Here is a 24,417-nt window from a genome sequence, read left to right on the forward strand (position 1 = left end):
GGGGTCGTGTGCGCCGGAGGGCTCGGCCGCCTGGCGTCCTCGCGCATACCGGCGGTGTACGGCGTGGGGGTGGGGTGGGGGTGGGGATCGGAGCCCGACTACGCGGCCGGCTCCACTCCGGCCAGGAACTCATCGACGGTGATCACCTCGTGGCCGTAGGTGGGGTAGGAGATCTCGAGGGCCGCCCGGTGCGCCTCCTCGCTGAAGTCCGCGACCGCGTCGGTGAGGAAGGTGACGTGGTAGCCGGCTTCCAGGGCGTGGCGACCCGTTCCCTCGATGCAGGTCTGCGAGGTGAGCCCTGCCAGGACCACCTTCTCGATCCCGCGGGCCCGCAACCGGTCGTGCAGGTCGGTGCCGGAGAACGCGTCGAACATCCGGTGGCGGGCGATGACGACGTCGCCCTGCCGGGGGCGAAGCGGCGGGTAGAAGTCGCCGCCGCGGCTCCCCTCCCAGAACACCTGGTTGTCCACGGCGAACCGGAAGCGCGGCAGAACGTGCTTGACGTCGTCGAACACGCCTTCCCTGAGGCCGTGCGGCGCGTGGAAGACCGTGACGCCGGCGTCGCGTGCTCCGGCGAGCAGGCGGGCGAGCCGGGAGCGCAGATCGAGTTTGTCCAGCATGGGTCCGATCTGGCCGCCGAGCTTTCCGTCCTCGGCGAGGAAGTCGTTCAGGAGGTCGACGGCGACCAGGGCGGTGCGGGCCGCCGGGTAGCTGCGGGCATTCATGGGTGTTCCTGTCCTGAGATCAAATGTGGGGGGATACGGCGCTGACCGGTGCCGTCTCGGTGTCGGCCATCGGTTACATGATGACCAACATGAATAACTTAATCATGATGGCCGTCATGTAAAGTGTCAAGCGAGGCTCTCCGGAGGTGGTCATGCGTGTAACCCGTGAGCAAGCGGCTGCGAACCGTGAACAGGTCGTCGTCAGCGCGGCTCGGCAGTTCAGGAAGCACGGCTTCAGCGCTGTGTCGATCTCCGACGTCATGAAGGCGGCCGGCCTCACCCACGGAGGCTTCTACGGCCACTTCTCCTCCAAGCAGGCCCTGGAGTCCGAGGTCTGCCGGCGCGGCCTGACCGAGAGCGTGGCCGCCGTCGACGCGGTGATGAACGACGAGCCGGACGGGGTGCCCTCCGCCGACTCCTCTTTCCTCCGGCGCTTCGTCGACGAATACGTGTCCGCGGACCACCGGGACGCGCCGGAGGACGGGTGCACCGTGGCCGCACTCGCCTGCGATGCCGGCCGCAGCGAACCCGAGATCCAGAAACTCTTCGTGGACGGGATCACGGGCATGGCCGGCTCCCTGGCGAGGCTCCGCCGACAGGATTCGCCCGACGCGGAGCAGCACGACGTCCCCGACCTCGCGACGCTGTCGAGCATGGTCGGTGCGCTGGTCCTCTCCCGCGCCGTGGCCTCGGCCGACCCCGCCCTCGCCGAGGAGATCCTCGCAGCGACCAGAGAGCGGATCGAGTCGCGGGCCGCGGCTCCGGGCGGCTGAGAGGAGAGGGCGCTCATGCGCCGCCCCTCCGCGGACGCACCCGCGTTCGCCCGAGCGCCCACGAAGACCCGGCTGCGCGGCGGCGCCCCTCTCCTCGCACGGCATCCCGCGGTCCCGCGCACCACCGGGTCGCACCGGGTCACTCCCACCTCCAGCACAGGCCGGCGCCGGCGCCGCCGATGACCGCGACTCCACCGGAGATCGCACCGAGCCGAAGACGCCCCGCGCCTCCGATCGCCAACCCTGCACGAGGACCCCGTCCCGCTGAAGCCGAGGCGAGGCCCTCTGCACCAAGGGGACGTCGGCCCTGCCCGAAGGGACGGATCAGCAGCTCCCCGGAGTCACACGGCACGAATGCGGCAGAGACATTCAGAGCCGGTCGGTCGCGGTCGGATTCCGTCACGATCCGCACCAATACGGTCCGCGGGACGGAGCACGCCGTTCCGGGCGCGATGATTTCCGCGCAGTGCGACGGTCTGTCTTGCCGTAACCGGAGCGAGTGACGGAGGAACGAGTCCCATGCGCATCGTGATCATCGACTTCATCAGCCTGGACGGCGTCGTGCAGGCGCCGGGCGGACCGGACGAGGACACCGACGGCGGCTTCGCCAACGGCGGCTGGACGCACCCGTTCTTCGACCCGGAGGTCGTGGGCGGCGCCTTCGACGACACGGTGGGCAAGGCCGAGGCGCTGCTGTACGGGCGCCGCACCTGGGCGGCGATGGCCGGGGCCTGGCCCGAGCGGGCCGGCGACCCCTTCGCCGACCGGATGAACGCCCTCCCGAAGTACGTCGTCTCCGGCACGCTGGACGACTCCGAACTGACGTGGCACAACACCACGCGCATCCCCGGCGAGGACGCCGCCGCCCGGATCCGGGAGCTGCGGGACGCACCGGGCGGGGACGTCGTGGTCATGGGAAGTCCCACGCTGGCGCGCGCGCTGCTGCGCGAGGACCTGGTCGACGAACTCCGCCTCATGGTCATGCCGGTGCTTCTCGGCGGCGGCAAGTCGATCTTCCCGGAGGACGGCGTGCTGCGCACGCTGGAGCTGGTCTCGACGGTCACCAGCGCCACCGGCGTGAACGTGTGCACCTACCGGCGGGCCGCCGAGGGCTAGTCGGCGCGCCCCGCGGCGGTGACGGCGCGACGGCGGGGGCGGGGCGGGGCGGGCGGCACCCGGAGGCTTAGCATGTGCAAATCGACCGGGCAATACGGCGATTTCGAGACCTCGTGGAGCGGCCGGGAAGGCCCTTCGCGGGCGCTGACGAGCGGGGAGGATGACGCCGTGACAGGTGGTTTCACCTACGACGAGGTCGGGGTGACCCGGGCCGGCGGCCCCACGCCGCCGGGGTTCCACCGGCTGCACGAGCGGATCCGGCTCGGCGAGGGCCCCGAGGTGCTGGCCGCGGCCGGCCGGGCCCTGATGGGGTGGCGGATGCACCGCGCGGCCGGACTGCGGGTGCCCGCCGGTACACCGGACGCGGCACCGGGGGTGCGGGTGCCCCTGCGGATGGGCCCGTTGCGGGCGCCGTGCGAGGTCGTGTGGGCCGAACGCGGCCCGGAACGCGTGGGGTTCGCCTACGGAACACTCGCCGGCCACCCGGAACGCGGGGAGGAGGCGTTCGTGGTCAGCCTCGCGCCGGACGGGTCCGTGTGGCTGGATGTCACGGCCTTCAGTGGACCGGGGGCGTGGTACGTGGGTCTACTGGGCCCCCTGGGACGCGTCACTCAGCGTGGCTTCGCGCGCCGGTACGGCCGCTGCCTGCGCCGATTGTCGCAGGACGGAACTATTGAAAGGGGGAGTTAACCGACATGGGACACCCTTTACCCGTCGGTCACAAAGCGTTCGTGATCACGCAACACGCGTTCGGCATGGTGTTTGCATGCGAGAACTGACTTCCGCCACGCCCGCCTCCGCCGCCGCCGCGCGGCGGCAGCACCACTGGCGCCGCGACGTGATCGAACTCGCCGCGCTCTTCGTGGCCGTGGCCACCGCCGACCTCATCGCCAATCTCGTGGGGCACGCCCCCGACGGCCCGGCCCTGCTGTGTCTGTCGGCCGCCGCGCTCGCCGCCACCGCCGGCTTCCACACATGGTGGGCACGCCATCACGGTCATTCACCACCCGCCCCGCACACGGCCGGGGCGCCGGCCGTCACCCGTACGACGGAGCCGGGGGAAAGCTCCGCCGAGAACGGGACCGGGGCCGGGGCCGGGACGTCGTTGTGGCGCGTCCGCACCACCGTGCGCGACACCCCGGGAAGTCTCGCCGCCCTCTGCACGGCGCTGGCCGGGCAGGACGTGGACATCCTCACCCTGCAGACGCATCCGCTCGCAGAAGGCACCGTGGACGAGTTCCTGCTCCGCGCCCCGGCCGCCCTCGCGCCGGGAGACCTGACGCGGGCCGTGCGCGGCGCGGGCGGGCGCGACACCTGGATCGAGCGGGCCGACGCCCACGATCTGGTGGACACCCCGACCCGGATGCTGACCCTCGCCACCCGCACCGCCATGGACACCGCCGAACTACCCCTGGCACTACGCCAGTTGTTCGGCCGCTGCACCATAAGGTCCACCCCGCCCGGGACTGCCGGAACCGATCCGGTCGAGGACACCCTGGAGGACACGATCATGCGGCTGCGCGATCCCGCCGGAGGGACCATCACCGTCGAACGCGCCCATCTCCCGTTCACCCCGACCGAGTTCGCCCGGGCCCGCGCGCTCGTCGAACTCGACGCACAACTGGGCACCCGGGTCCCGGAGAACCGCTCCGTCCTGACCCTGCCCGAGGGCAACGAGATCACCGTCCGCCGGGCGGGCCCCGAGGATCTCGAGGCCGCCCGCGAACTCCACGACCACTGCTCCGCCGCCACGTTGGCGAGCCGTTACCACGGTCCGGTGGCCGACGTGGACCGCTATCTGACCCACCTGCTCAGCCCCCGGTTCGGCCGGACGCTCGCCGTGCAGACGGTCTCCGGCCGGATCGTCGCGCTGGGCCACCTGCTCTGGGACGGCGACGAGACCGAGGTCGCCCTCCTGGTCGACGACGCCTGGCAGCGCCGCGGCATCGGCCTGGAACTGCTGCGCCGTCTGGTCGCACTGGCCGTCGAGGCGGAGTGCCGGAGCGTGTACGCGGTGACCCAGGCGACCAACACCGGGATGGTCGCGACGATGCGCCGCCTGGGTCTTCCGCTGGACTACCAGGTCGAGGACGGCACGCTGGTGATCACCGCGACGCTGTCACCGGCCGGCGCGAGCGCTCGGCTGCGCTGAGCGCGATGTCCAGGTCCTCCCACAGGTCCTCGACGTCCTCCAGGCCGACGGACAGCCGCAGCAGCTTGTCGCTGACCCCGGAGCTGTGGCGGTCGCCCTCGTCCACGATGCGGTGGCTGATCGAGGCCGGGTGCTGGATGAGCGTGTCGACGCTCCCGAGGCTGACCGCCGGGGTGATCAGCCGGACCCCGGCGATCACCTCGTGCGGGTCGCCCTGGACCTCGAACGCGACCATGGCGCCGCCGATCCGCGGGTAGTGCACCTTCGCCACCCGCGGGTCGGCGGCCAGCCGCTCGGCCAGCGCGGCCGCCGTCGCCGAGGCGGACTTCACCCGTACGGGCAGCGTGGACAGCCCGCGCAGCAGCAGGTAGCCCGCGAGCGGGTGGAGCACCCCGCCGGTGGCGAACCGCACCTTGCGCAGCACGCGCGCGAACTCCTCGTCGCAGGCGATGACCCCGCCCAGGACGTCGCCGTGGCCCCCCAGGTACTTGGTGGCGCTGTGCAGCACGATCCTGGCGCCGCTCTCCAGGGGGCGCTGCAGGATCGGCGTGGCGAAGGTGTTGTCGACCAGCAGCGGGACCTCGCCGCAGGAGTGGGCGACGGCCCGGAGGTCGACCTCGGCCAGCGTCGGGTTGGCCGGGGTCTCCACGATCACCAGGCCGGTCTCGGGGCGGATGGCGTCGGCGATGCCGGCCGGGTCGGTCCAGGTCACCTCGGTGCCGAGCAGGCCGCCGGACAGCAGGTGGTCGCTGCAGCCGTACAGCGGGCGGACGGCCACCACGTGGCGCAGGCCCATCGTGGCCCGGGCCAGCAGGGTGGCGGTGAGGGCGGCCATGCCGCTGGCGAAGGCCACGGCGGCCTCGGCGCCCTCCAGCCGGGCCAGCGCGGTCTCGAAGCGGGCGACGGTGGGATTGTCGAGCCGGGAGTAGACCGGCGGCCCCGTCAACGCGGCGCCCGTCACGGCGAAGTCGTCCAGCCGGGCGGCCTCGCCCCGGCTGTCGCGCGAGGGGTAGGTGGTCGACAGGTCCAGGGGAACGGCGTGCAGGCCGAGGTCCGCGAGGTCTTCGCGGCCGGCGTGCACGGCTTCGGTGGCGAGGGCGCGGCGGGTGTGCGCCGATGCTGTCGTGTCCATGGCCCGATGCTGAACAGCTACCGGCCCGTAGTGGGGATGGCCCGTGTTAATTTCGGCCGGTGTCCGATTCTGTGCTTCTGGATCCGGTCGACCTCGAGATTCTGCGCCTCCTGCAGAACGACGCACGGACCACCTACAAGGACCTCGCCGCCGCCGTCGGCGTGGCCCCGTCCACCTGCCTGGACCGGGTCAACCGACTGCGCCGCACCGGCGTGATCCTCGGTCATGAACTGCGGGTGGACCCGGCCCGTCTGGGGCGGCCGCTGGAGGCGCTGCTCGCGGTGCAGGTGCGGCCGCACCGCCGTGAGCTGATCGGCCCGTTCGTGGAGCGGGTACGGGCGTTGCCCGAGTCGCGCACGCTGTTCCACCTCACCGGTCCCGACGACTACCTCGTCCACGTGGCCGTCGCGAGCACCGGCGACCTCCAGCGGCTCGTCGTGGACGAATTCACCTCGCGGCCCGAAGTCGCCCGCGTGGAAACCCGGTTGATCTTCCAGCACTGGGACTGCGGTCCGCTGCTGCCGCCCACGTCAGGAATATGATCCACGATGGTGATGACGGAGCGGGGCACTCCGTACCAGGATGTGACCATGCCCGACACCACCGGCAGCGCGCTGCCCCGCCAGATCGCCGACGCGTACGTCGACGCGGTCACCGAACTCGACCCCATCACCGCCACGTACCTCGGGGTACGGACCGGCCAGGACCGGCTCCCCGACTTCACGCCCGCCGGCCTGGAGGCCCAGGCCGAGCTCGCCCGCCGTACCCTCGCCGAACTCGACGCCGCCGAGGTGCCGGACGACGACGAGCGCCGCTGCGCCCGGCTGCTGCGCGAGCGGCTGACCGCGGAACTGGCCGTGCACGAGGCGGGTGAGGGCCTGCGGGCCGTGAGCAACCTGCACTCCCCCGTCCACTCGGTGCGGGGCGTCTTCATGCTGATGCCGACCGCCACCGACGAGGACTGGGCCACGGTCGCCGCCCGGCTGCGCGCGGTGCCGGAGGCCCTGGCGGGTTACCGGGCCTCACTGGAGGAGGGCGTCGCCGGCAAGCTGCCGGCCGGGCCGCGGCAGGTCGCCACGGTCGTCGAGCAGCTCGGCGAGTGGCTGGGCGAGGACGCCGGCACGAGCTGGTTCGCGCAGTTCGTGAAGGAGGGTCCCGAGGCCCTGCGGCCCGAGCTCGACGGCGGCGCCGCCGACGCCACCGCGGCGGTCGCCGCCCTGCGCGACTGGCTGCGCGACACCTACGCCCCCGCCGTCGAGGGCACCCCGGACGCCGTCGGCCGCGAGCGTTACGCACGCTGGGCCCGCTACTGGACGGGCTCGGACCTCGACCTGGACGAGGCGTACGCCTGGGGCTGGGAGGAGTTCCGGCGCCTCGAGGCCGAGATGCGCGCCGAGGCGGAGAAGGTACTGCCCGGCGCCACCCCGATGGAGGCCCTGGCGCACCTGGACGAGGCCGGCGAGGCCATCGAGGGCGTCGACGCGGTCCGCGAGTGGCTGCAGGGAGTGATGGACGAGGCCATGGCCGCGCTCGACGGCACCCACTTCGATCTGGCCGAGCCCGTCAAGCGCGTGGAGTCGCGGATCGCCCCGGCCGGCAGCGCCGCCGCGCCGTACTACACCTCGCCCTCGCTCGACTTCTCCCGCCCGGGCCGCACCTGGCTGCCCACCCTGGGCCGCGAGCGGTTCCCCGTCTGGGACCTGGTCAGCACCTGGTACCACGAGGGCGTCCCCGGCCACCACCTGCAGCTCGCGCAGTGGGTGTACGTCGCGGACCGGCTCAGCCGCTACCAGGCCACCCTCGGCCAGGTCAGCGCCAACGCGGAGGGCTGGGCCCTGTACGCCGAGCGCCTCATGGACGAGCTCGGCTTCCTGACCGACGCGGGACGCCGGCTCGGCTACCTCAACGCGCAGATGCTGCGGGCCACCCGCGTCATCCTGGACATCGGCATGCACCTGGAGCTGGAGATCCCGCAGGACAGCCCGTACCGCCCGGGCGAGACCTGGACGCCGGAGCTGGGACGCGAGTTCTTCGGGCGCTACAACGGGCTGAGCGCGGCCATGCTCGACAGCGAGATCATCCGCTACCTGGGGATGCCGGGGCAGGCCATCGGCTACAAGCTGGGCGAGCGCGCCTGGCTCGCCGGGCGCGAGGCCGCCCGCAAGGCCCACGGCGACGCCTTCGACCCCAAGGCCTGGCACATGGCGGCGCTGTCGCAGGGCTCCCTGGGGCTGGACGACCTCGTCGACGAGCTCTCGAAGCTCTAGCGAGCGGGCGGTGCCCATCGGCGGCGGGGCCTCGGCCGGCTCCGCCGCCCCCGCGGGTCCGCAGGCCCCTCATATGACCGGCAGCCCGTCGACAGCGAGGCCGGCCGGATAGGGTGCGGGTATGGGGGTGTTGTTCGTCTTCTGCGCCGATGCGCTGCGGCCGCGCCGGGTGGACGCGCACTTCGCGGCCGAGGCCGACGCGGTGCGCGCCCTCGGGGGCGACGTGGCGCTGGTGGACCACGACGCCCTGCTCGCGGGCGACGCCACGGCCGCCACGTCACGCGTACCCCGGGGCGCGGGACCCGCCTGGTACCGGGGATGGATGATGCCCTCGGAGCGGTACGCCGCGCTGTCCGCGGCCCTGGCCGAGCGCGGCGTCGTCCTGCGGACCTCCGCCGAGCAGTACCGCAGGGCGCACGAGCTTCCCGGCTGGTACGGGGCGTTCGCCGCACAGACGCCGCTCAGCACGTGGCTGCCCGTCGGCCGCGGCGGGCCACCTCCCGGCGCACCGGCGCTGGCGGAGGCGACCGCGGCCCTCGGCGGCGGCCCGGCCGTGGTGAAGGACTACGTGAAATCCCGCAAGCACGAGTGGGACGAGGCCTGCCACGTCCCCGAACTGGCCGACACGGAGCGCCTGGCCTCGGTCGTCGCCCGCTTCGCCGCGCTCCAGGGAGACGACCTGGCGGGCGGCATCGTCGTCCGGGCCTTCGAGCCCTTCGTCAAGGGTGCCGGAGAGGCCAGGGTCTGGTGGACCGGGGGCGAACCCGCGCTCGTCACGGCTCACCCGGACACCCCGGACCTGCGTCCGGCACCGGACCTGACCGCGGTGCGCCCCCTGGTACGCGGCCTGGGCTGCCCCTTCGTGACCACCGATCTGGCGCTGCACGAGGACGGCCGGTGGCGGGTGGTGGAGGTCGGCGACGGTCAGGTCTCGGACCTGCCCACGGGCGTCTCCCCGAAGACGCTCGCCGCGGCGCTCTGCGCCCTGGCCGGCGAACCCGGCGGTTCCGCCCCGACCCACCGATCCGACCGATCCGACCGATCCCCGCTGCGAAACGGTGCCGCTTGATGATCCCTCAGGCCTCCCACATCCACGGCCGCCTGGTGCTCAGCCACGGTCGGGTGACCCTGCGCGAGCAGCTCCCGGAGGAGTCGGCGCAGCTGGCGGACGGCAAACCGGCCGGGCTGGAGTGGATCGACGGCGGGCCGGGCGAGGGCACGATCATCGCGGCCGGGATGACGACGATCGCCGCGGCCGCGGGGGTGTACGCCCCGGGGTGGGGGCTGTTCGTGATCCAGCGGTCGCACGACGGCCTGGCGCTCGGCGGCATCGGCTTCCACGGCCCGCCCTCCGCCGTCGACGGGGTGGTCGAGATCGGCTACGACCTGTCGGAGTCCGCGCGCGGCGTGGGCTGGGCGACGGACGCCGTACTGGTGCTGTCCCGGTGGGCGCTCAGCCGGGACGAGGTGCGCACCGTGCTGGCGACCACCGACCCGGGCAACCGTGCCTCGCAAAGCGTGCTGGAACGGGCCGGTTTCGGACGGGTCGCGGACCGGGACGCCCAGTGGGCGTACGAGCTGCGGCCGGTCGGCCGGGGTGTGACGGCGTAATTCGCTGTCGCGCCACCCGCCGGATCGGCCACCATCGGGCCGTGAACACCGTGCCCCCGTCCCGGACCCTCTTCCTCTCGCCCCGCGTGACCGCCACCGGCCACGCGCTGGCCGCGGCCGCGCACCGGCGTGGCATGGCGACCCGCACCCTCCCCGCGTGGCGGGTGCCGCAGGACGCGGCGGACGCGGTGGGCCCGTCGCTGTACGCGGGGCCGCTGTTCGCGGACGCCGTGGCGGCGGACCTGGGCCTGGGGCTGCTGGAGGCCGACGAGGACTGGCTGGCCCGGCTGCCGTTCGAACTCGTCGGGCGGCAGGTCGAGTTCACCACGCTGGCGGAGGCCCGGACGCTGCGCCGGCCCGCCTTCGTGAAGCCGCCGAACGACAAGAGCTTCCCGGCCCGGGTGTACCCCGACGGCAGCGGCCTGCCCGGTCCCGACGCGGTGGACGACGACGCCCCCGTGCTGGTGAGCGACATCGTGGCGTTCGCCGTCGAGTACCGGCTGTTCCTGCTGGACGGCGAGGTCGTGACGGGCAGCCGCTACGCGAGCCGAGGTGACCTGGACGTGGCGCCCCTGGACGGCGACCCGTCGGCCGGCGAGGTACGGGACTTCGCCGGGCGGCTCTTCGCGCCCGGAGTGCCGGAGCTGCCCGGCGCGATCGTGGTCGACGTCGGCCGGACCGGGGACGGCTGGGCGGTGGTCGAGGCCAACGCGGCCTGGGCGAGCGGGCACTACGCCTGCGACGCCGACGTCGCGCTGGACGTCGTCCTGCGGGCCGCGGCGCCGCTCGCCGGGTTCGGCCCGCGGGACCGCCGGTTCCTGCGGCCGGCCGTCACCGTCGTGCGCTGAGGCCGCCCCCGCGGCGGCCTCAGCACCCGCACGCGTCCGCGCCCACGGGCGCGGTCAGGGGGTCGGCGGCACGCCGTTCGGTGCCGCCGGCCGTCTCGTGGGCGAAGCCCTCGCGGATCCAGTACTCCATGCCGCCCAGCATCTCCTTGACCCGGTAGCCGGCGCCGGCCAGGGCGTACGCGGCGCGGGTGGCGCCGTTGCAGCCCGGACCCCAGCAGTACACGACCACGGGCACGTCGCGGTCGAGGAAGGCAGAGGCGAGCCGGGGGACGTCCGCGGTCGGCAGGTGAATGGCGCCGGGAACGTGGCCCTGCTCCCAGGCCGCGGTGGAGCGGGAGTCGACGACGACGAACCCTGGGCCGCCACCGGTCTCCGCCGCCGTGGCGAGGGCGGCCGCGACATCGGACACGTCGGCGTGGAAGGCGAGGCTGGCGGCGAAGTACGCGGCGGCGTCGGCGGGTTCGGCGGGCGGCACCCGCAGGACAGGGTTGTCGGCGACGGCGGGGTTGTCGGCGAGGGCGGGGGCAGCGGCGGCGGGGGCGGCGGTCGGTGTCGTCATGGCGGCAAATCTATGGACCGCGGGGGCCCGTCTGAAGGGCCGTTCCCCGGCGCATGCCTTGCCCGGCCGGGGAAATCCTTGGTACTCAGGGGCATGACCGTGGATTCCCTTGACACCACCGACTGGCGCATCCTGGACGCCCTGCAGCGTGACGGCAGGGCCAGCTACGCCGAGCTGGCCCGCGCCGTGTCGATGTCCCCGAGTGCCGTGACCGAGCGGGTACGGCGGCTGGAGGAGGCGGGGGTGATCACGGCGTACACCGCCGTGCTGGACCTGGAGCGGATCGGCCGTCCGATCCTGGCGTTCGTCCGGCTCCGCTACCCGCACGGCAACTACAAGCCGTTCCACGATCTGCTGGAGTCGACCCCGGAGATCCTGGAGGCGCACCACGTCACGGGCGACGACTGTTTCGTCCTGAAGGTCACCGCCCGCTCGATGCGTCACCTGGAGGAGATCACCGGCCGCGTCTCGGGCCTGGGTTCGGTGACGACGAGCGTCGTCTACTCGTCACCGCTCGCCCGCCGTGCGGTGGCGGAGGGCTGACCCGCGCTGCCCCTTGACGACCTGCAGCTGCGCGGGGACGCGCTGCCGGAGTTCGGCGACATGGCTGACGATGCCGACGGCCCGGTCCCGCTCGCGCAGCCCGTCGAGGACGTCCAGCACCTCGTCGAGGGTCTGCTCGTCGAGGCTGCCGAAGCCCTCGTCGATGAAGAGCGTGTCCAGGCGGGCGCCGCCCGCCTCGTCCGTGACGACGTCGGCGAGACCGAGGGCGAGTGCCAGGGAGGCGAAGAAGGTCTCGCCGCCGGAGAGGGTCGCCGTGTCGCGCTCGGTGCCCGTCCAGGAGTCCACCACCATCAGGCCCAGGCCCGACTTGACGTTGCGCGAGGCGCGGGCGTCGGTGTGCACGAGGGTGTACCGCCCGGAGGACATCCGGTGCAGCCGGACGCTCGCCGCGGCCGCGACCTGCTCCAGCCGGGCGGCCAGCACATAGGTCTCCAGCTCCATGCGCAGCGTGTTCTCCCCGGCCCCGGTGGCCAGGTCGGCGAGCCGCCGCAGCCGTGCGTGCTCCTCGCGGGCCGGGGCGAGCGCCCTGGTCCTGGTCAGCGCCTCGGCCCGCAGCCGGTCCAGGGCGTCGCGGGTGGTGCGGGCCGCGGACTGACGGGCGGCGGCCTCGCGCAGCCGTCCGGTGGCGGTCTCCACGGCATGCCGGGCCGCGTCGGGGTCGGCCGGCGGAAGCGCGGCGGCCTCGGCCAGGTCCAGGGCGGTGAGTTCGGCGGTGACCGCGGCCTCCTCGCGGCGCCACTGCTCGGCGCGCTCGTACAGCCGCCGGTGTTCGGGCCGGGGGATCACCGCGGCCGCGGCGGCCTCGGGCGTGTCGAAGCCGGCCTTGTAGGCGGCGTCGGCGAGGTCGGAGTCGGCGTCCTTCAGGGCGCGGGCGGTCTCCTGACCGGCGCGGGCGGCCCGGGCGGCGGCCGCGGCATGCTCGGCGGCCGCCGCGAGCCGGGCGCGGCGCTCGGCGACGGTGGCGTACGCGCCGCGGGCACGCGCCAGCCGCTCGGTGAGTTCGGCGTGCTCGCGGTCGAGGAGCTCACGGCGGGTGGTGAGGGAGGCGAGGCGGTGGTCGGCCTCGTTGCGCTCCGCGCTGCGGCGGGCGTGTTCGGCGAGCGCCCGGTCGAGGGCCTGGCGCGCCGCCGGCAGCTCCGCCGCGGCCCGGACGGCGGCCTGATACGCCAGCTCCAACGCCTCGTGCGCGGAGGCGAGTTCGGGCGCAGGCTCCACTCCCGCGGCGGCGAGGGCCGCGTCATGGGCCGCGGTGAGGCGTACCACCTGCTGGTGCGCGGCTTCGCGGGCGGCTGCGGCCCGCTGCTGGGCCTCCTGCGCGGCCTCCTCGTCGGCGCGGCCGACCTGGCGGCCGGTGGGGCGGGCGGGGTGCGGATGCTCGGTGGCGCCGCAAACCAGGCAGCTCTCGCCGGGGCCGAGCTGCGCGGCCAGTTCGGCGGCGATGCCGTTGATGCGGGCCTCGCGGACGTCCTGCCAGTGGTCGCGGGCGTCCGCGGCCGTGTCGCGGGCGGCGCGCAGCCGGTCCTCGGCGGCGAGCAGTGCGGCGGCGTGGGCGTCGCGTTCGCGGGCGGCGTCCAGCCGTCGGCGGGCCCGGTCGAGGACGCCGGAGAGTTCGGCGGCGCGGGTGGCGGCGGACTGGGCGGTGTCGACGCCGCGTTCGTGGCCGAGGCGTTCGGCCTCCCAGCCGTCGAGCCAGGCGGCCGCGTCGGCGATCAGCTGCCCGTCCGCGGCCGCCTCGCGCTCCACGCGCCCGCGGTCGTGGTCCAGTTCGGCGGCGCGCTGCTCGGCCCGGCCCGCTTCGGCGAGGCCGCCCAGCTCCTCGCGGAGCCGGTTCTCGTACTCCGTGAGCTGCTCCGCGCCCGCCTCGTGCTGCTCGGCGGGCAGGGCCGCGCGGGCGGCGCGCTCCTCCGCTGCCGCGGCGGCGTGCCGGGCGGCGGCCCGCTCGCGCAGCTCCAGGGCGGGCGCCACGGTCGCGGCCCGCTCCGCCGTCTCCAGGAGCCGTTCCTCCTCCGCGCGGGCCTCGCGCTCGCCGGCCATGTCCCGGGCGCGGCGCTCGGCGGCGGCGTGGCGGCGCTGCCGTACCGCGAGTTCCCGTACCGCCTCCGCCTCGCGCCGGGCGTCCTCGTGCGCGCCCTCGACGGCGGTCACCGCGAGGTCGGCGATGTCGGCGCGTTCGCGGGCGGTGGCGGCCAGGACGGCCGCCCAGCGCAGGATGTGCCCGGCGAGTTCGGGGTCGCCGGCGGTGACGCCCTCCGGCAGCGGGCCGGCGAGGGCGTGCGGGTCGTCACCTGCGGCCTGGCCCATCCGCTCGGCGAGGCGCAGCAGTTCGTCGTCGCCGGCGGCGACCCGCTGCTCCGCCGCCCGCCGCTGCGCCCTGAGCCACTCCTCGACGGCCTTGAAGCGGCGGGTGTCGAAGAGCCTGCCGAGCAGGGCGGCGCGGTCGGTGGCCGTCGCCCGCAGGAAGGTGGCGAACTCTCCCTGCGGCAGCAGCACGACCTGGCAGAACTGCTCCCGGCTCATGCCGATGAGCTGCTTCAGCTCCTCGCCCGCCTCCTGGTGCGACTTGCTGAGCGCCCGCCACTGCCCCGCCGTGTGCTCGCGCAGCAGGGTGACGGCCTTCTCCATGGTGAAGCCGGTGCCGCGCTTCTTGGGGCGCGGCTGCTCGGGACGGCGGGTGATCTCCAGCCGCCGTCCCCCCACGGTGATGTCCAGCACCACCTCGGTGAGCGTGTCCTGCCCGGCGTGGTCGCTGCGCAGCCGGTTGCCCTGCCGGCTGCCCGGGACGCCGCCGTACAGGGCGAAGCACACGCCGTCGAGGACGGAGGTCTTGCCGGCGCCGGTGGCGCCGTGCAGCAGGAACAGCCCGGCCGCGGAGAGCTCGTCGAAGTCGACGGTGTGGCTGCCGGCGAACGGCCCGAAGGCGGTGAGGGTCAGGCGGTGCAGGCGCATCAGTCGGTCTCCGCCCGTGCGGCGTCGCTGCGGACCGCGTCGAAGGCGTCGCGCAGGACCGCCCGTTCCGCGGTGTCGGGCCCGGTGCCGCGGACGTGGGCCACGAAGTCCGCGGCGATCTGGCGGTCGGTGCGGCCGCGCAGCCGCTGCGCGTACGAGGCGTGGGGATCGGCGTCCGTGTGCTCGGGCGCGAAGGCCAGGGCCAGGGCGTGCGGGAAACGCTCGCGCAGCCGGGCCATGGGTTCGTGCGGGCGGTGCGCGTCGGTGAGGGTGGCCTCGACCCAGGCCTCCTCGTGCCGTTCGTGCGCCGGGTCCTCGAGCAGTTCCTCGAGGCGGCCGCGGATCCGGGCGAGCGGCCGGGGCACCGGGCAGTCGATCCGCTCGGCGGCCACGGAGCCGTCGGCGCCCAGGTCGACCAGCCACATGCTCTTGCGGTGGTCCGCCTCGGAGAAGGAGTACGCCAGCGGGGAGCCGGAGTAGCGCACCCGGTCGGTGATGGTCTGGCAGCCGTGGAGGTGGCCGAGGGCCACGTAGTCGACGCCGTCGAAGACGCCCGCCGGCACGGCCGCGACCCCGCCGACCGTGATGTCCCGCTCGCTGTCGCTGGCCGCGCCGCCCGCGACGAAGGCGTGCGCCAGCACGACCGAGCGGGTGCCTTCGGGCCGGGTGGCCAGGTCGGCGCGGACCCGCTCCATGGCGGCGGTCAGCACCTCGGTGTGCCCGGCCCGCTCGAGGGTGAACTCCTCACGCACCAGGGCGGGTTCGAGGTAGGGCAGGCCGTAGAGGGCGACCGGGCCGTGCTCGTCGTCGAGGAGGACCGGCGTGGCGCAGCCTGCCGGGTCCGTCCGCAGGTGGATCCCGGCGCGCTCGATGAGGCCGGAGGCCACGCCCAGCCGGCGGGCCGAGTCGTGGTTGCCGGAGATCATCACCGTGGGCACGCCCAGCGCGGCGAGCCGGTGCAGCGCGTCGTCGAACAGCTCCACCGCGGGAAGGGACGGCAGCGCCCGGTCGTAGACGTCACCGGCGACGAGGACGGCGTCCACGCGCTCGGCGCGCACGGTCGCCACGAGGTGGTCGACGAAGGCCGCCTGGGCGTCGAGCAGACCGACCCGGTGGAAGGACCGCCCCAGATGCCAGTCGGAGGTGTGCAGCAGCCTCACCGTGGCTCTCCCGCCCGCATCGTGCCCCGTTCCTCCGGCTCTCGTTCCGCATGCTCCGCAGGGGCCCCGGTGTCCCCACCGGTCCCGTCCGCTTCGAGAGCAGGCTATCGGCCGCCACTGTCACTCGGCCGCGGGAGTCCGAACTCGGGCAAGCTCGGTCAAGCCATGTCGCCGGGCGCCCGTACGATAACCGCCATGACGGCGAGCGACTCCGGCAGACGACTGATCGACGGCCGCTTCGAACTGCTGGAACGACTGGGCGGCGGGGGCATGGGCCTGGTGTGGCGGGCCCGCGACACCGCCCTGCACCGCGAGGTCGCGCTCAAGGAAGTCCGCCCGTCCGACCCGGACTTGACCGAGGCCGACAGCGAGGCGGCGGCGAGGCTCCGGGAGCGCGTGCTGCGCGAGGCCCGCGCGCTGGCCCGCGTGCACCACCCCAATGTCGTCACGATCCACCACATCGTGGACAGACCGGACCTCCCGCACCCCTGGCTCGTCATGGAGCTGGTGGACGGCGGCTCCCTCCAGGACCGGCTCGCCCGCGGCCCGCTGTCCCCTCGCGAGGCGGCCGCGGTCGGCCGCGGCGTGCTCGCCGGGCTGCGCGCCGCGCACGCCGTGGGCGTCCACCACCGCGACGTCAAGCCGGCGAACGTGCTGCTGCGGCCCGACCTGACGCCGGTGCTCACCGACTTCGGCATCGCCACGCTCCGGGACTCGACGCGGCTGACGACCACGGGCGGCCTCATCGGCTCGCCCGAGTACATCGCCCCCGAACGCATCCGCGGCGAGGAGGGCAACCCCGCGTCCGACCTGTGGTCGCTCGGCATGCTGCTGTACGTCGCCGTGGAGGGCGTCCACCCGCTGCGCCGCGAGACCGGCATCGCCACGCTCGTCGCCGTCCTCGACGAACCGCTGCCGCCCCCGGTGCGGTCCGGTCCGCTGGCCCCGGTGCTGAGCGCCCTGCTGGTACGGGACACCGCCGCGCGCCCCGACGCCGACCGGCTGGACCGGATGCTCGCCGTGGCGGAGGGCGGCGCGACGCCCGTGCCTCCTCCCGTGTCCCCGCCCGCGGCCGCGCCCCAGCCCGCGGACGCCGTGCCCTCCGGCTTCGGCCCCGCCCCGGCGTCGTACCAGCCGATGGCGCCCCACCCGTACCATCCGCCGCAGCCGCCGACCCGCCCCACCCCGCTCCCCGCCACGCGGCGCGGCGGCCGCGCCGGCCGGGTGCTGGCCGCCGCCGCCTCGGTCGCGGCGGTGGGCGTCGCGGGCGTGCTGCTGTGGACCCTCCTCCCGCAGCTCCACGGCACGGACGCCGGCCCGACGGGGAAGCACGGCGGCACGGGCTCCCCGCAGGGCACGCACTCCTCCCGTGCCCCGAGCAAGGCGGCGCCGAAGACGCTGCTCTCCACGACCGGCGGACGCTCGATGGCGGACGTCGTGAAGTCGGTCTCGGGCAGCACCAAGGTGCTCGAGCTCACCCTCTACCCGGACTACGCGATCTTCGACGCCCCCACGAAGACCGACAAGGAGATCTACGACACGTTCCAGTACCGCGGCGGCGAGGCGTCGCTCTGGACCGACGGAAGGACCGTCGACGACACCCCCCTGATCGACCTGCGCACGGTCGCCTGGGACGCGCTCCCGGCACTGATGCGCCGGGCCGAGAAGGATTGCAAGGTCCCCGACGCCGAGCACGTCTACGTCATCGTCAGGTCCGAGCTGATCGGCAAGACCCCCTACATGTCCGTCTACCGCGTGGACAGCCACCGCACCTGCTATGTCCAGGCCACCCTGAAGGGCAAGGTCACCCGCGTGTATCCCGGCTGACCTGCCGGACGGGCGAACCCCGGCGTGTACGGCTGACCGGCCGGCGCGCGACGCCCCACCGTGGGGCGGTGCACGCACTGACACCCGCGGCCGGGGCGGCCGTCATGGCGACCGGCATCATCTCCGCCGGGCTGCAGCTGACCGGCCACGAGGGCACCGCCCTCGGGGCGCTCGCCCTGGCGATCGCCTGGTGGGCGGTGTGCGCGGGCGTGTTCACCGCGCGGCTGGCCCACTGCCGGGAGCGGTGGTGGCAGGAGGCGACGACGCCGGGCGGTCTGACGGGGGTGGCGGCCACCTGCGTGCTGGGCACGTGCCTGTCGCTGCAGGGTCTGCAGGTCGCCGCGGCGGCCGCGCTGGGGCTGTCCGCGCTGCTGTGGCCGCTGCTGCTGGTAATGGTGCTGCGCCGCTGGGGACGGGGACTGCCGGGCGGCGTCTTCCTGGTGTGCGTGGCGACGGAGGGCCTGGCCGTCGGCGCGGCCACCCTCGCTGTGCCGGACCGTCTGCCGTGGCTGTGCTGGGCGGGCCTCGCGCTCTTCCTCCTCGGCCTGGTGCTGTACGGCATGGCGCTGGCCCGCTTCGACCTGCGGGAGGTCCGGACGGGCGCGGGCGACCACTGGATCGCGGGCGGGGCACTGTCGATCAGCACGCTCGCGGCCGCCAAGCTGACGGCCGCCGCCGATCCGCACGGCCCCCCGGAGTGGGCTCCCGGCCTGCACGGGACGCTGCGCACGACGACCCTGGTCCTGCTCGCGGCCGCCCTGCTGTGGCTCCCGGTGCTGGTGTACGCCGAGGCACGGTGGCCGCGCACCCGCTACGACCTGCGGCGCTGGGCCACGGTGTTCCCGCTGGGGATGACGGCGGTGGTCGGCATGGTCGTGGCGGACGCCGCCGCCGTACCCGCCCTCGACGACCTGGGCCGTGCCCTGCTGTGGGTCGCGATCGCCGCCTGGCTGCTGACGGCGATCGGCGCGGCCCGCGCCTGGTGGCGCTCGGCACGCCGCCCGGAGCCGCCCCCGCGCTGACCGCGGGCGGCCCCTCCGGGCCGCGGCCGTGGCCGCGGGGGCGTGGCCCCGTCGTCGAGCCCTGCGCGGCCGACGTCGGTCCCGGCGCCGTGCCGGGCAGGGTGGCGCTTCCCCGATCCGCGGGCGCGGGCCCGCTACACGTCCACGAAGGCGCTGCCCGACACCTCGACGCCCGCGGTCCCCGCGGAGGCGTCGGCGAGCCAGGCCCGGAAGGTGGCCAGCTCCTCCTCCGGCACGCCCAGTTCGATGCGCACCTCGGCCGCTCCGTAGGCGACGCCGCGCACGGTGCGCCCGGCGGCGCGCAGGTCGTTCTCGATCCGCCCGGCCCGCTGGTGGTCGGCGACGACGGTGACCAGCGCGAGCTTCTGCCGCTCCACGGTGCCGAGCTCGTCGAGCGCCGCCGAGACGGCGCCCCCGTAGGCGCGGACCAGGCCGCCCGCGCCGAGCTGGATGCCGCCGTAGTAGCGGGTGACGACGGCGACGACGTCCCGGATCTCTCGGCGCAGCAGCACCTGCAGCATGGGGGTGCCGGCCGTGCCGCCCGGCTCCCCGTCGTCGCTGGCCTTGTGGATCCGTCCCTCGGCGCCGATGACGTACGCGTAGCAGTTGTGCGTCGCCCCCGCGTGCTCCTTGCGGACACGGGCGATGAACTCCTGCGCCGCCTCCTCGCCGGACACCGGCGCCAGAGCGCACAGGAACCGCGAGCGCTTGATCTCGCTCTCGTGGACGTGCTCGCGCCCGATCGTCAGATACCGCTCCACCACCCCGCCACCCTACGGGAACAGCCGGGTGCGTCCTCTGGTTGACTGCTGCGGATCGGATGCGAGGGAGGACGACGTGTACGGAGACGACGCGACGGTACGGAAGATCCTGACCGGCCTCGGGGACACCTGGGCCGTGGTGGGGCTGTCGAACAACGCCTCGCGGGCGGCGTACGGCGTCGCCGCGGTGCTGCAGCGGTACGGCAAGCGTGTGGTGCCCGTGCACCCGAAGGCCGAGACCGTGCACGGCGAGCAGGGCTACGCCTCGCTCGCGGACATCCCGTTCCCCGTCGACGTGGTGGACGTCTTCGTCAACTCCGACCTGGCCGGCGCCGTCGCGGACGAGGCCGTCGCGATCGGCGCCAAGGCGGTCTGGTACCAGCTCGACGTGATCGACGAGGCCGCGTACGAGAGCACCCGGGACGCGGGGTTGCTCATGGTGATGGACCGCTGCCCGGCGATCGAGATCCCCCGGCTCGGCTAGGCGAGAGCAGGCGGACGGGCGGGCGCAGACAAGCCCCTTCCCCACCGGTCGTGCGCGGGAAAACCGCTGCATAGGGGCGGGATGCCTGTTGTAGCGTGCGCGCATGCCCGGTCTCGTACGCCTTGCCCGACCCGATGACGCCGCCGAGCTGGTACGCCTGCGCCGGCTGATGTTCCTGGCCATGAGCGGGCGGGACGAGCCCGGTCCCTGGGAGGCGGCCGCCGAGGAGCGGGCGCGCGAGCAGCTCGCCGGGGGCGGTGCGCGGCTGCTGGGGGCGTTCGTGGTGGACGGCGACCCGGCGGTCGCGGACGGCCCGCATCTGGCGGCGTGCGCCGTGGGGCGGGTCGAGGAGCGGCTGCCCGCCCCGGGGCACGCGACGGGCCGGTTCGGCTTCGTCTTCAACGTCTGCACCGACACCCGCTACCGCGGCCTGGGCCATGCCAGGGCGACGACGGAGGCCCTGCTCGCGTGGTTCGCGGAGCAGGGCGTGACCCGCGTCGATCTGCACGCCACCCCAGAGGCGGAACCGCTCTACCGCAGCCTCGGTTTCGCCGAGCACTCGATCCCGCTGTCGCTGGACCTCTCCCGGCGGCCGGTCAGGGGGCGGGGGGCTCCGCGATGAGGGCCGTACCGACCCGGTGGAAGCCGAGCCGGGCGTAGATGCGGGCGACGGCATCGTCGCCCGCCGACAGGAACACGGTGGTCAGCCCTCGCGCACGGGCCTCGGCGACGAGTGTCCCGGTGACGGAGAGAGCCAGCCCGCGGCGCCGGGCGCTCGGCAGGGTGCCGACGCCCACGATCTCGCAGACCTCGCCCACGGGGTTGTACTGGCCCGCGCACAGTGCCGTACCGCCCTCGACGGCGGCGGCGAGGACGGTGAGACCGGCCTCGACACGCGCCTTGGCGGTGGCCACGAGCCCCGGTCCGCCGTGCACCGGGAGCGCGGCGGCGAGTTCGGCCCGGCCCGCGGTGCCGATGGCCGTGCCGGGCTGCGCGAACGCCAGGTGCGGGACGGTCAGGGCGGTGGGCAGGGCCGGGTCCCCGGGCCGGAGCACCCTTACGGCCACGTCGGCGGGGAGCTCCGGCAGCAGCGCGGGCGGGGCGAGCGGGTCGAGCACCATCAGCGGGTGCTCGTGCACGTCGAGCCCGGACGCCTCCGCCGCCTCCCGCAGACCGGGCGTGGTCTCCGCGACCCACTCGAAGCACTCGGGTACGCCCAGCTCGCGCTGGCGGTCCCGGACCCGGTCGACGTCGGCCCGCCCGACGGTGCCGTCGGCGCCGAGCGTCGGGCGGGCGTAGAAGGGCCAGCCGACGCCCTCGCGCACGAAGAGGGTGAGCGGTCCGTGCTTCTCGGCCCGGGCGCCCGCGCGGGGCACGGCGTCGTAGTAGCGCTCCAGGCGGTCCAGCAGTTCCTTCACGCGGGGAGTCCCAGCCCTTCCAGCAGTTCGACGCCGGGAAGGGAGGCCAGCGCCTTCCCGGGCACGAGCAGCTTGCCGCGCCGGCGGCCGCTGCCGATGATCACGTACGGGGTGTCGGCCACCGCCGCGTCCACGAGCAGCGGCCAGGCGGCGGGCAGCCCAATCGGGGTGATCCCCCCGTACTCCATGCCGCTCTCGCCCACGGCGGTGTCCATCGGCGCGAACGAGGCCTTGCGGACGCCCAGATGGCGCCGCACGAGGCCGTTCACATCGGCCCGGGTGGTGGCGAGGACGACGCAGGCGGCGAGCGTCACGTCCTGGCCGCGCTTGCCGGCGACCACCACGCAGTTCGCGGACTGGTCCATGCCGACGCCGTAGGCCTCGGCGAAGACCGCGGTGTCGGCCTTCCCGGGGTCGGTGTCGACCAACAGCAGCTCCCCCACGGGCACCTGCCCGCTCCAGGCGGTCAGGGCGGCGGCGACGGGGGCCGGCAGCAGGTCGAGCCGTTCCACGGCCGGATGGACGTCGGTGAAGGTGCCGATGGGTGCGCGCATGTCCGGCACGCTAACAAATCCGGGGAGTTGGCGGCGCCCGCTCAGTGGGGGGCGGGAACCGAGATGGCCAGCGTCATCTCCATCACCTCGGCGCCGCGGTTGAGGTAGCCGTGCGGCGCCGCGGCCTCGAAGCTCGCCGTCGTCCCGGCGGGCACGCTGTGCTCCTGCCCCTCGACGACAAGGGTGAGTTCGCCCTTCTCCACGCGGATCAGCTCCACCGTGCCCGGCGGATGGGCGTCCGAGTCGTGCCCCTCCCCCGGCATGATCCGCCACGCCCACATCTCCAGCGGCCCGGGCGCCTGCCCGCCCGCCAGCAGCAGCCCGCGGCTGCCGGCCGGGGTGCTCCACAGCTCGACGGCCTGCTCCGCGGGCACGAGTCGCACCTTGGGGCCGTCCTCGTAGTCGAGCAGGTTCACCAGGCTCGCCCCGAGCGCGTCCCCGATCCGCACGATGGTGCCCAGGCTCGGGTTGGTGCGCGCCTGCTCGATCTGGATCAGCATGCCGCGGCTGACGCCCGCGCGGGCGGCGAGCGCGTCGAGGCTGTAGCCCCGCTCCAGGCGCAGGCGCTTGACGTTGCGCGCGAGCGACTGGGAGATCAGGTCGAGGTCCGACACCGCACCGTCCAATATTATGAATTCCGCAGTTCACTTCACTGCACTATCCTGCGTTGTACTGCGCCGTTCACCGTACTGTACTGCGAGGGAGCACCATGACCGCGGTCTTCGCCCTGGCCACCAGCCTTCTGTGGGGCCTCGCCGACTTCGGCGGCGGGCTCCTCACCCGCCGCTTCCCCGCGCTCACGGTGGTCGTGGTCTCCCAGGGCGTGGCCGCGGTCGTGCTCGGCGCGGTCGTCCTCGCGACCGGCGGCTGGACCGAGGCCTCCCCGCGGCTGTGGTTCGCCGCCGCGGCGGGGCTCGTCGGCCCGGTCGCCATGCTCTGCTTCTACCGCGCCCTCGCCCTCGGCCCCATGGGCGTCGTCTCGCCCCTGGCCACGGTGGGGGTGGCGGTCCCGGTGAGCGTGGGGCTGCTGCTCGGCGAACGCCCCGGGCTCGTGCAGTACGCGGGCATCGCGGTGGCCGTCGTGGGCATCGTCCTGGCCGGCGGCCCCGAACTGCGCGGGGCGCCCGTGCAGCGGCAGGCGGTGGCCATGACCCTGGTCGCCGCCTTCGGGTTCGGCGCGGTCATGGCCCTCGTCGCGGAGGCGTCCCACACGGTCACCGGGCTGTTCCTCGCGCTGTTCGTCCAGCGCGTCTGCAACGTCGCCGTGGGCGGCGCAGCCCTCGCGGTGTCCGCGCGGCGGGGCGCGCCCGTCCTCCCCGAGGGCGGCACGCCGGCGGTCTGGCGGAGCCTTCCGGCACTGTCCTTCGTCGGCCTCGCGGACGTCGCGGCGAACGGTTCCTACGCCTTGGCCGCGCGCCACGGCCCCGTCGCGGTGGCCGCGGTCCTGGCCTCCCTGTACCCCGTGGTCACCGCGCTGGCCGCCCGCGGCCTCCTGGGGGAGCGGCTCCGCCCGGTCCAGGCCGCGGGCGCGGGCCTGGCGCTCGCGGGCTCCGTCCTCCTGGCAGCGGGTTAGCCCTCCCCGCGTGTGCGGGTGCGTTGTGGTTGCGGTGGGGTTTTTCCCCGCCCGCCCGCCCGATTGCCCGGCGCGATCGGTGCGGGCCTCGCGCGTGTGTGGTGGGCCGGGGTCGGGGCCTCCGGGGCTGGGCATTCTGGACCGCATATTTATGTGCATGGCGGGCGGTACTTGTCGTGCCGTCTGTGCCGCACAACAAATACACGTAAGTGTCCAGAACGCCCACCCCTACGACCCCGCCCCCTCCGTCTCGTAGCGCGCCTGATCCCCGGAGGGTGACAAAAGGGGGGGGAACCCCCTCCGCCACGACAACGTGCCGCCACAACGGGAGCAGCGCAGCGCCCGCGACACAGGGCCCACTCCGCCGAAACAGACACACGGACACGCTGATCTGAACCCGGCGTCATACCGATCGAGTCCCCCGCCGTGGTGCACGCTCCGGCACCACCTCCGCTTCGGAGCCGTCCGGTGCGCGCTGCTGCGGGCCGCCGGGCAGCCCCAACAGGGCATCCGACGGGGGAGTTTCGGGCCGCGTCCTGGGGACTCCGCCAGCGTGAGCGGCAACATCACGAAAAGGAACGCCATCCGTCATACCGGCAAGGGTGCCTTCTCGCACCGTGACGGCCGCACTCTGGCACGAGACGCGTCTCCACCGGATCCATCTCGGGAGACGGCCCAGACCCGAGACCGGGACGACGCCCCGATCCGCAGGTGCGGCCGGCGGGCCGGGCTTCCGGTGTTCCGGCGCGTTGTCGTGGCGGAGGGGTGTTCCCCCCTTTGACCACCCTCCGGGGATCAGGCGCGCTACGAGACGGAGGGGGCGGGGTCGGAGGGGTGGGCGTTCTGGACACTTACGTGTATTTGTTGTGCGGCACAGACGGCACCTACCCGGACCGCCCGCCATGCACATAAATATGCGGTCCAG

24 protein-coding genes are annotated in these 24,417 nt (G+C 74.4%); 15 read left to right on the forward strand and 9 right to left on the reverse strand.

All coding sequences use genetic code 11. The annotated features are described in order from the left end of the window. Positions 1-98: 98 nt before the first annotated feature. Positions 99-725, reverse strand: coding sequence for an isochorismatase family cysteine hydrolase (locus AB0F62_RS28200; RefSeq protein ID WP_361805015.1), 627 nt, complete (start codon positions 723-725; stop codon positions 99-101). Between the two features lie 152 nt (positions 726-877). Between AB0F62_RS28200 and AB0F62_RS28205 the strand changes: the two genes are divergently transcribed. The 4 genes from AB0F62_RS28205 to AB0F62_RS28220 all read left to right on the forward strand — a co-directional run bounded on the left by AB0F62_RS28205 (position 878) and on the right by AB0F62_RS28220 (position 4,766). Next, positions 878-1,498 carry a TetR/AcrR family transcriptional regulator gene (locus AB0F62_RS28205; RefSeq protein WP_361805018.1) on the forward strand — a complete coding sequence of 207 codons (621 nt, stop codon included), beginning with the start codon at positions 878-880 and terminating at the stop codon, positions 1,496-1,498. A 519-nt stretch (positions 1,499-2,017) separates the two neighbouring features. Further along, the gene (locus tag AB0F62_RS28210; protein WP_361805021.1) at positions 2,018-2,614 is read left to right on the forward strand and encodes a dihydrofolate reductase family protein; all 597 of its coding nucleotides are present in this window, start codon (positions 2,018-2,020) and stop codon (positions 2,612-2,614) included. A 168-nt stretch (positions 2,615-2,782) separates the two neighbouring features. Beyond that, positions 2,783-3,304, forward strand: coding sequence for a DUF1990 domain-containing protein (locus tag AB0F62_RS28215; protein WP_361805024.1), 522 nt, complete (start codon positions 2,783-2,785; stop codon positions 3,302-3,304). Between the two features lie 76 nt (positions 3,305-3,380). Continuing rightward, on the forward strand, positions 3,381-4,766 hold the full coding sequence (locus tag AB0F62_RS28220) for a GNAT family N-acetyltransferase (protein ID WP_361805027.1): 1,386 nt from the start codon (positions 3,381-3,383) through the stop codon (positions 4,764-4,766). Here AB0F62_RS28220 and AB0F62_RS28225 read toward each other — a convergent pair. Continuing rightward, positions 4,720-5,898: a PLP-dependent transferase gene (locus AB0F62_RS28225; RefSeq protein WP_361805030.1), complete on the reverse strand. Its 1,179-nt coding sequence runs from the start codon at positions 5,896-5,898 to the stop codon at positions 4,720-4,722. The genes AB0F62_RS28220 and AB0F62_RS28225 overlap by 47 nt on opposite strands. A gap of 59 nt (positions 5,899-5,957) precedes the next feature. On the opposite strand from AB0F62_RS28225, the gene AB0F62_RS28230 reads away from it, so the two are divergent. The 5 genes from AB0F62_RS28230 (at position 5,958) to AB0F62_RS28250 (ending at position 10,624) form a co-directional block, all read left to right on the forward strand. Further along, positions 5,958-6,440, forward strand: coding sequence for an Lrp/AsnC family transcriptional regulator (locus tag AB0F62_RS28230; protein ID WP_361805033.1), 483 nt, complete (start codon positions 5,958-5,960; stop codon positions 6,438-6,440). Positions 6,441-6,488: 48 nt separating this feature from the next. Further along, positions 6,489-8,165 (forward strand): DUF885 domain-containing protein, encoded by a 1,677-nt coding sequence (locus AB0F62_RS28235; protein WP_361805036.1) that lies wholly within the window; start codon positions 6,489-6,491, stop codon positions 8,163-8,165. A 121-nt stretch (positions 8,166-8,286) separates the two neighbouring features. Then, positions 8,287-9,234, forward strand: a complete 948-nt coding sequence (locus AB0F62_RS28240; RefSeq protein WP_361805039.1) for an ATP-grasp domain-containing protein — start codon at positions 8,287-8,289, stop codon at positions 9,232-9,234. Then, entirely contained in the window at positions 9,234-9,776 is a 543-nt protein-coding gene (locus AB0F62_RS28245) for a GNAT family N-acetyltransferase (protein WP_361805042.1), read from the forward strand. Before AB0F62_RS28240 ends, AB0F62_RS28245 begins: the two co-directional genes overlap by 1 nt. A gap of 41 nt (positions 9,777-9,817) precedes the next feature. After that, positions 9,818-10,624, forward strand: coding sequence for an ATP-grasp domain-containing protein (locus AB0F62_RS28250; RefSeq protein WP_361805045.1), 807 nt, complete (start codon positions 9,818-9,820; stop codon positions 10,622-10,624). Positions 10,625-10,643: 19 nt separating this feature from the next. Here AB0F62_RS28250 and AB0F62_RS28255 read toward each other — a convergent pair whose 3' ends face one another. Further along, positions 10,644-11,183 (reverse strand): rhodanese-like domain-containing protein, encoded by a 540-nt coding sequence (locus tag AB0F62_RS28255; RefSeq protein WP_361805048.1) that lies wholly within the window; start codon positions 11,181-11,183, stop codon positions 10,644-10,646. A gap of 93 nt (positions 11,184-11,276) precedes the next feature. Between AB0F62_RS28255 and AB0F62_RS28260 the strand changes: the two genes are divergently transcribed. Beyond that, positions 11,277-11,726 (forward strand): Lrp/AsnC family transcriptional regulator, encoded by a 450-nt coding sequence (locus AB0F62_RS28260; protein WP_361805051.1) that lies wholly within the window; start codon positions 11,277-11,279, stop codon positions 11,724-11,726. Here the strand turns inward: AB0F62_RS28260 and AB0F62_RS28265 are convergent. Further along, entirely contained in the window at positions 11,691-14,693 is a 3,003-nt protein-coding gene (locus tag AB0F62_RS28265) for an SMC family ATPase (protein ID WP_361805054.1), read from the reverse strand. The two genes, AB0F62_RS28260 and AB0F62_RS28265, sit on opposite strands and share 36 nt — an antisense overlap. Continuing rightward, the gene (locus tag AB0F62_RS28270) at positions 14,693-15,853 is read right to left on the reverse strand and encodes an exonuclease SbcCD subunit D (RefSeq protein WP_361805057.1); all 1,161 of its coding nucleotides are present in this window, start codon (positions 15,851-15,853) and stop codon (positions 14,693-14,695) included. Before AB0F62_RS28270 ends, AB0F62_RS28265 begins: the two co-directional genes overlap by 1 nt. Positions 15,854-16,048: 195 nt before the next feature. Between AB0F62_RS28270 and AB0F62_RS28275 the strand changes: the two genes are divergently transcribed. Then, positions 16,049-17,680: a serine/threonine-protein kinase gene (locus AB0F62_RS28275; RefSeq protein WP_361805060.1), complete on the forward strand. Its 1,632-nt coding sequence runs from the start codon at positions 16,049-16,051 to the stop codon at positions 17,678-17,680. A 68-nt stretch (positions 17,681-17,748) separates the two neighbouring features. After that, positions 17,749-18,702, forward strand: a complete 954-nt coding sequence (locus tag AB0F62_RS28280) for a hypothetical protein (RefSeq protein ID WP_361805063.1) — start codon at positions 17,749-17,751, stop codon at positions 18,700-18,702. A gap of 134 nt (positions 18,703-18,836) precedes the next feature. On the opposite strand, the gene AB0F62_RS28285 is transcribed toward AB0F62_RS28280, so the two are convergent. After that, the gene (locus AB0F62_RS28285) at positions 18,837-19,466 is read right to left on the reverse strand and encodes a YigZ family protein (RefSeq protein ID WP_361805066.1); all 630 of its coding nucleotides are present in this window, start codon (positions 19,464-19,466) and stop codon (positions 18,837-18,839) included. A gap of 73 nt (positions 19,467-19,539) precedes the next feature. Between AB0F62_RS28285 and AB0F62_RS28290 the strand changes: the two genes are divergently transcribed. Continuing rightward, positions 19,540-19,947: a CoA-binding protein gene (locus AB0F62_RS28290; protein WP_361805069.1), complete on the forward strand. Its 408-nt coding sequence runs from the start codon at positions 19,540-19,542 to the stop codon at positions 19,945-19,947. A gap of 103 nt (positions 19,948-20,050) precedes the next feature. Continuing rightward, entirely contained in the window at positions 20,051-20,569 is a 519-nt protein-coding gene (locus AB0F62_RS28295) for a GNAT family N-acetyltransferase (protein ID WP_361805072.1), read from the forward strand. Here AB0F62_RS28295 and AB0F62_RS28300 read toward each other — a convergent pair. The 3 genes from AB0F62_RS28300 to AB0F62_RS28310 are packed head-to-tail and all read right to left on the reverse strand — an operon-like array spanning position 20,544 to position 22,533. Continuing rightward, positions 20,544-21,365 (reverse strand): GNAT family N-acetyltransferase, encoded by an 822-nt coding sequence (locus AB0F62_RS28300; RefSeq protein ID WP_361805075.1) that lies wholly within the window; start codon positions 21,363-21,365, stop codon positions 20,544-20,546. The genes AB0F62_RS28295 and AB0F62_RS28300 overlap by 26 nt on opposite strands. Beyond that, complete coding sequence (locus AB0F62_RS28305) at positions 21,362-21,919, reverse strand: YbaK/EbsC family protein (protein WP_361805078.1); 558 nt, start codon at positions 21,917-21,919, stop codon at positions 21,362-21,364. Before AB0F62_RS28305 ends, AB0F62_RS28300 begins: the two co-directional genes overlap by 4 nt. Positions 21,920-21,960: 41 nt before the next feature. Next, positions 21,961-22,533: an XRE family transcriptional regulator gene (locus tag AB0F62_RS28310; RefSeq protein ID WP_361805081.1), complete on the reverse strand. Its 573-nt coding sequence runs from the start codon at positions 22,531-22,533 to the stop codon at positions 21,961-21,963. Between the two features lie 95 nt (positions 22,534-22,628). On the opposite strand from AB0F62_RS28310, the gene AB0F62_RS28315 reads away from it, so the two are divergent. Further along, entirely contained in the window at positions 22,629-23,492 is an 864-nt protein-coding gene (locus tag AB0F62_RS28315) for a DMT family transporter (protein ID WP_361805084.1), read from the forward strand. The last annotated feature ends 925 nt before the right edge of the window (positions 23,493-24,417 follow it).

It is taken from the genome of Streptomyces sp. NPDC026673, from assembly GCF_040638135.1.
GTDB lineage: Bacteria > Actinomycetota > Actinomycetes > Streptomycetales > Streptomycetaceae > Actinacidiphila.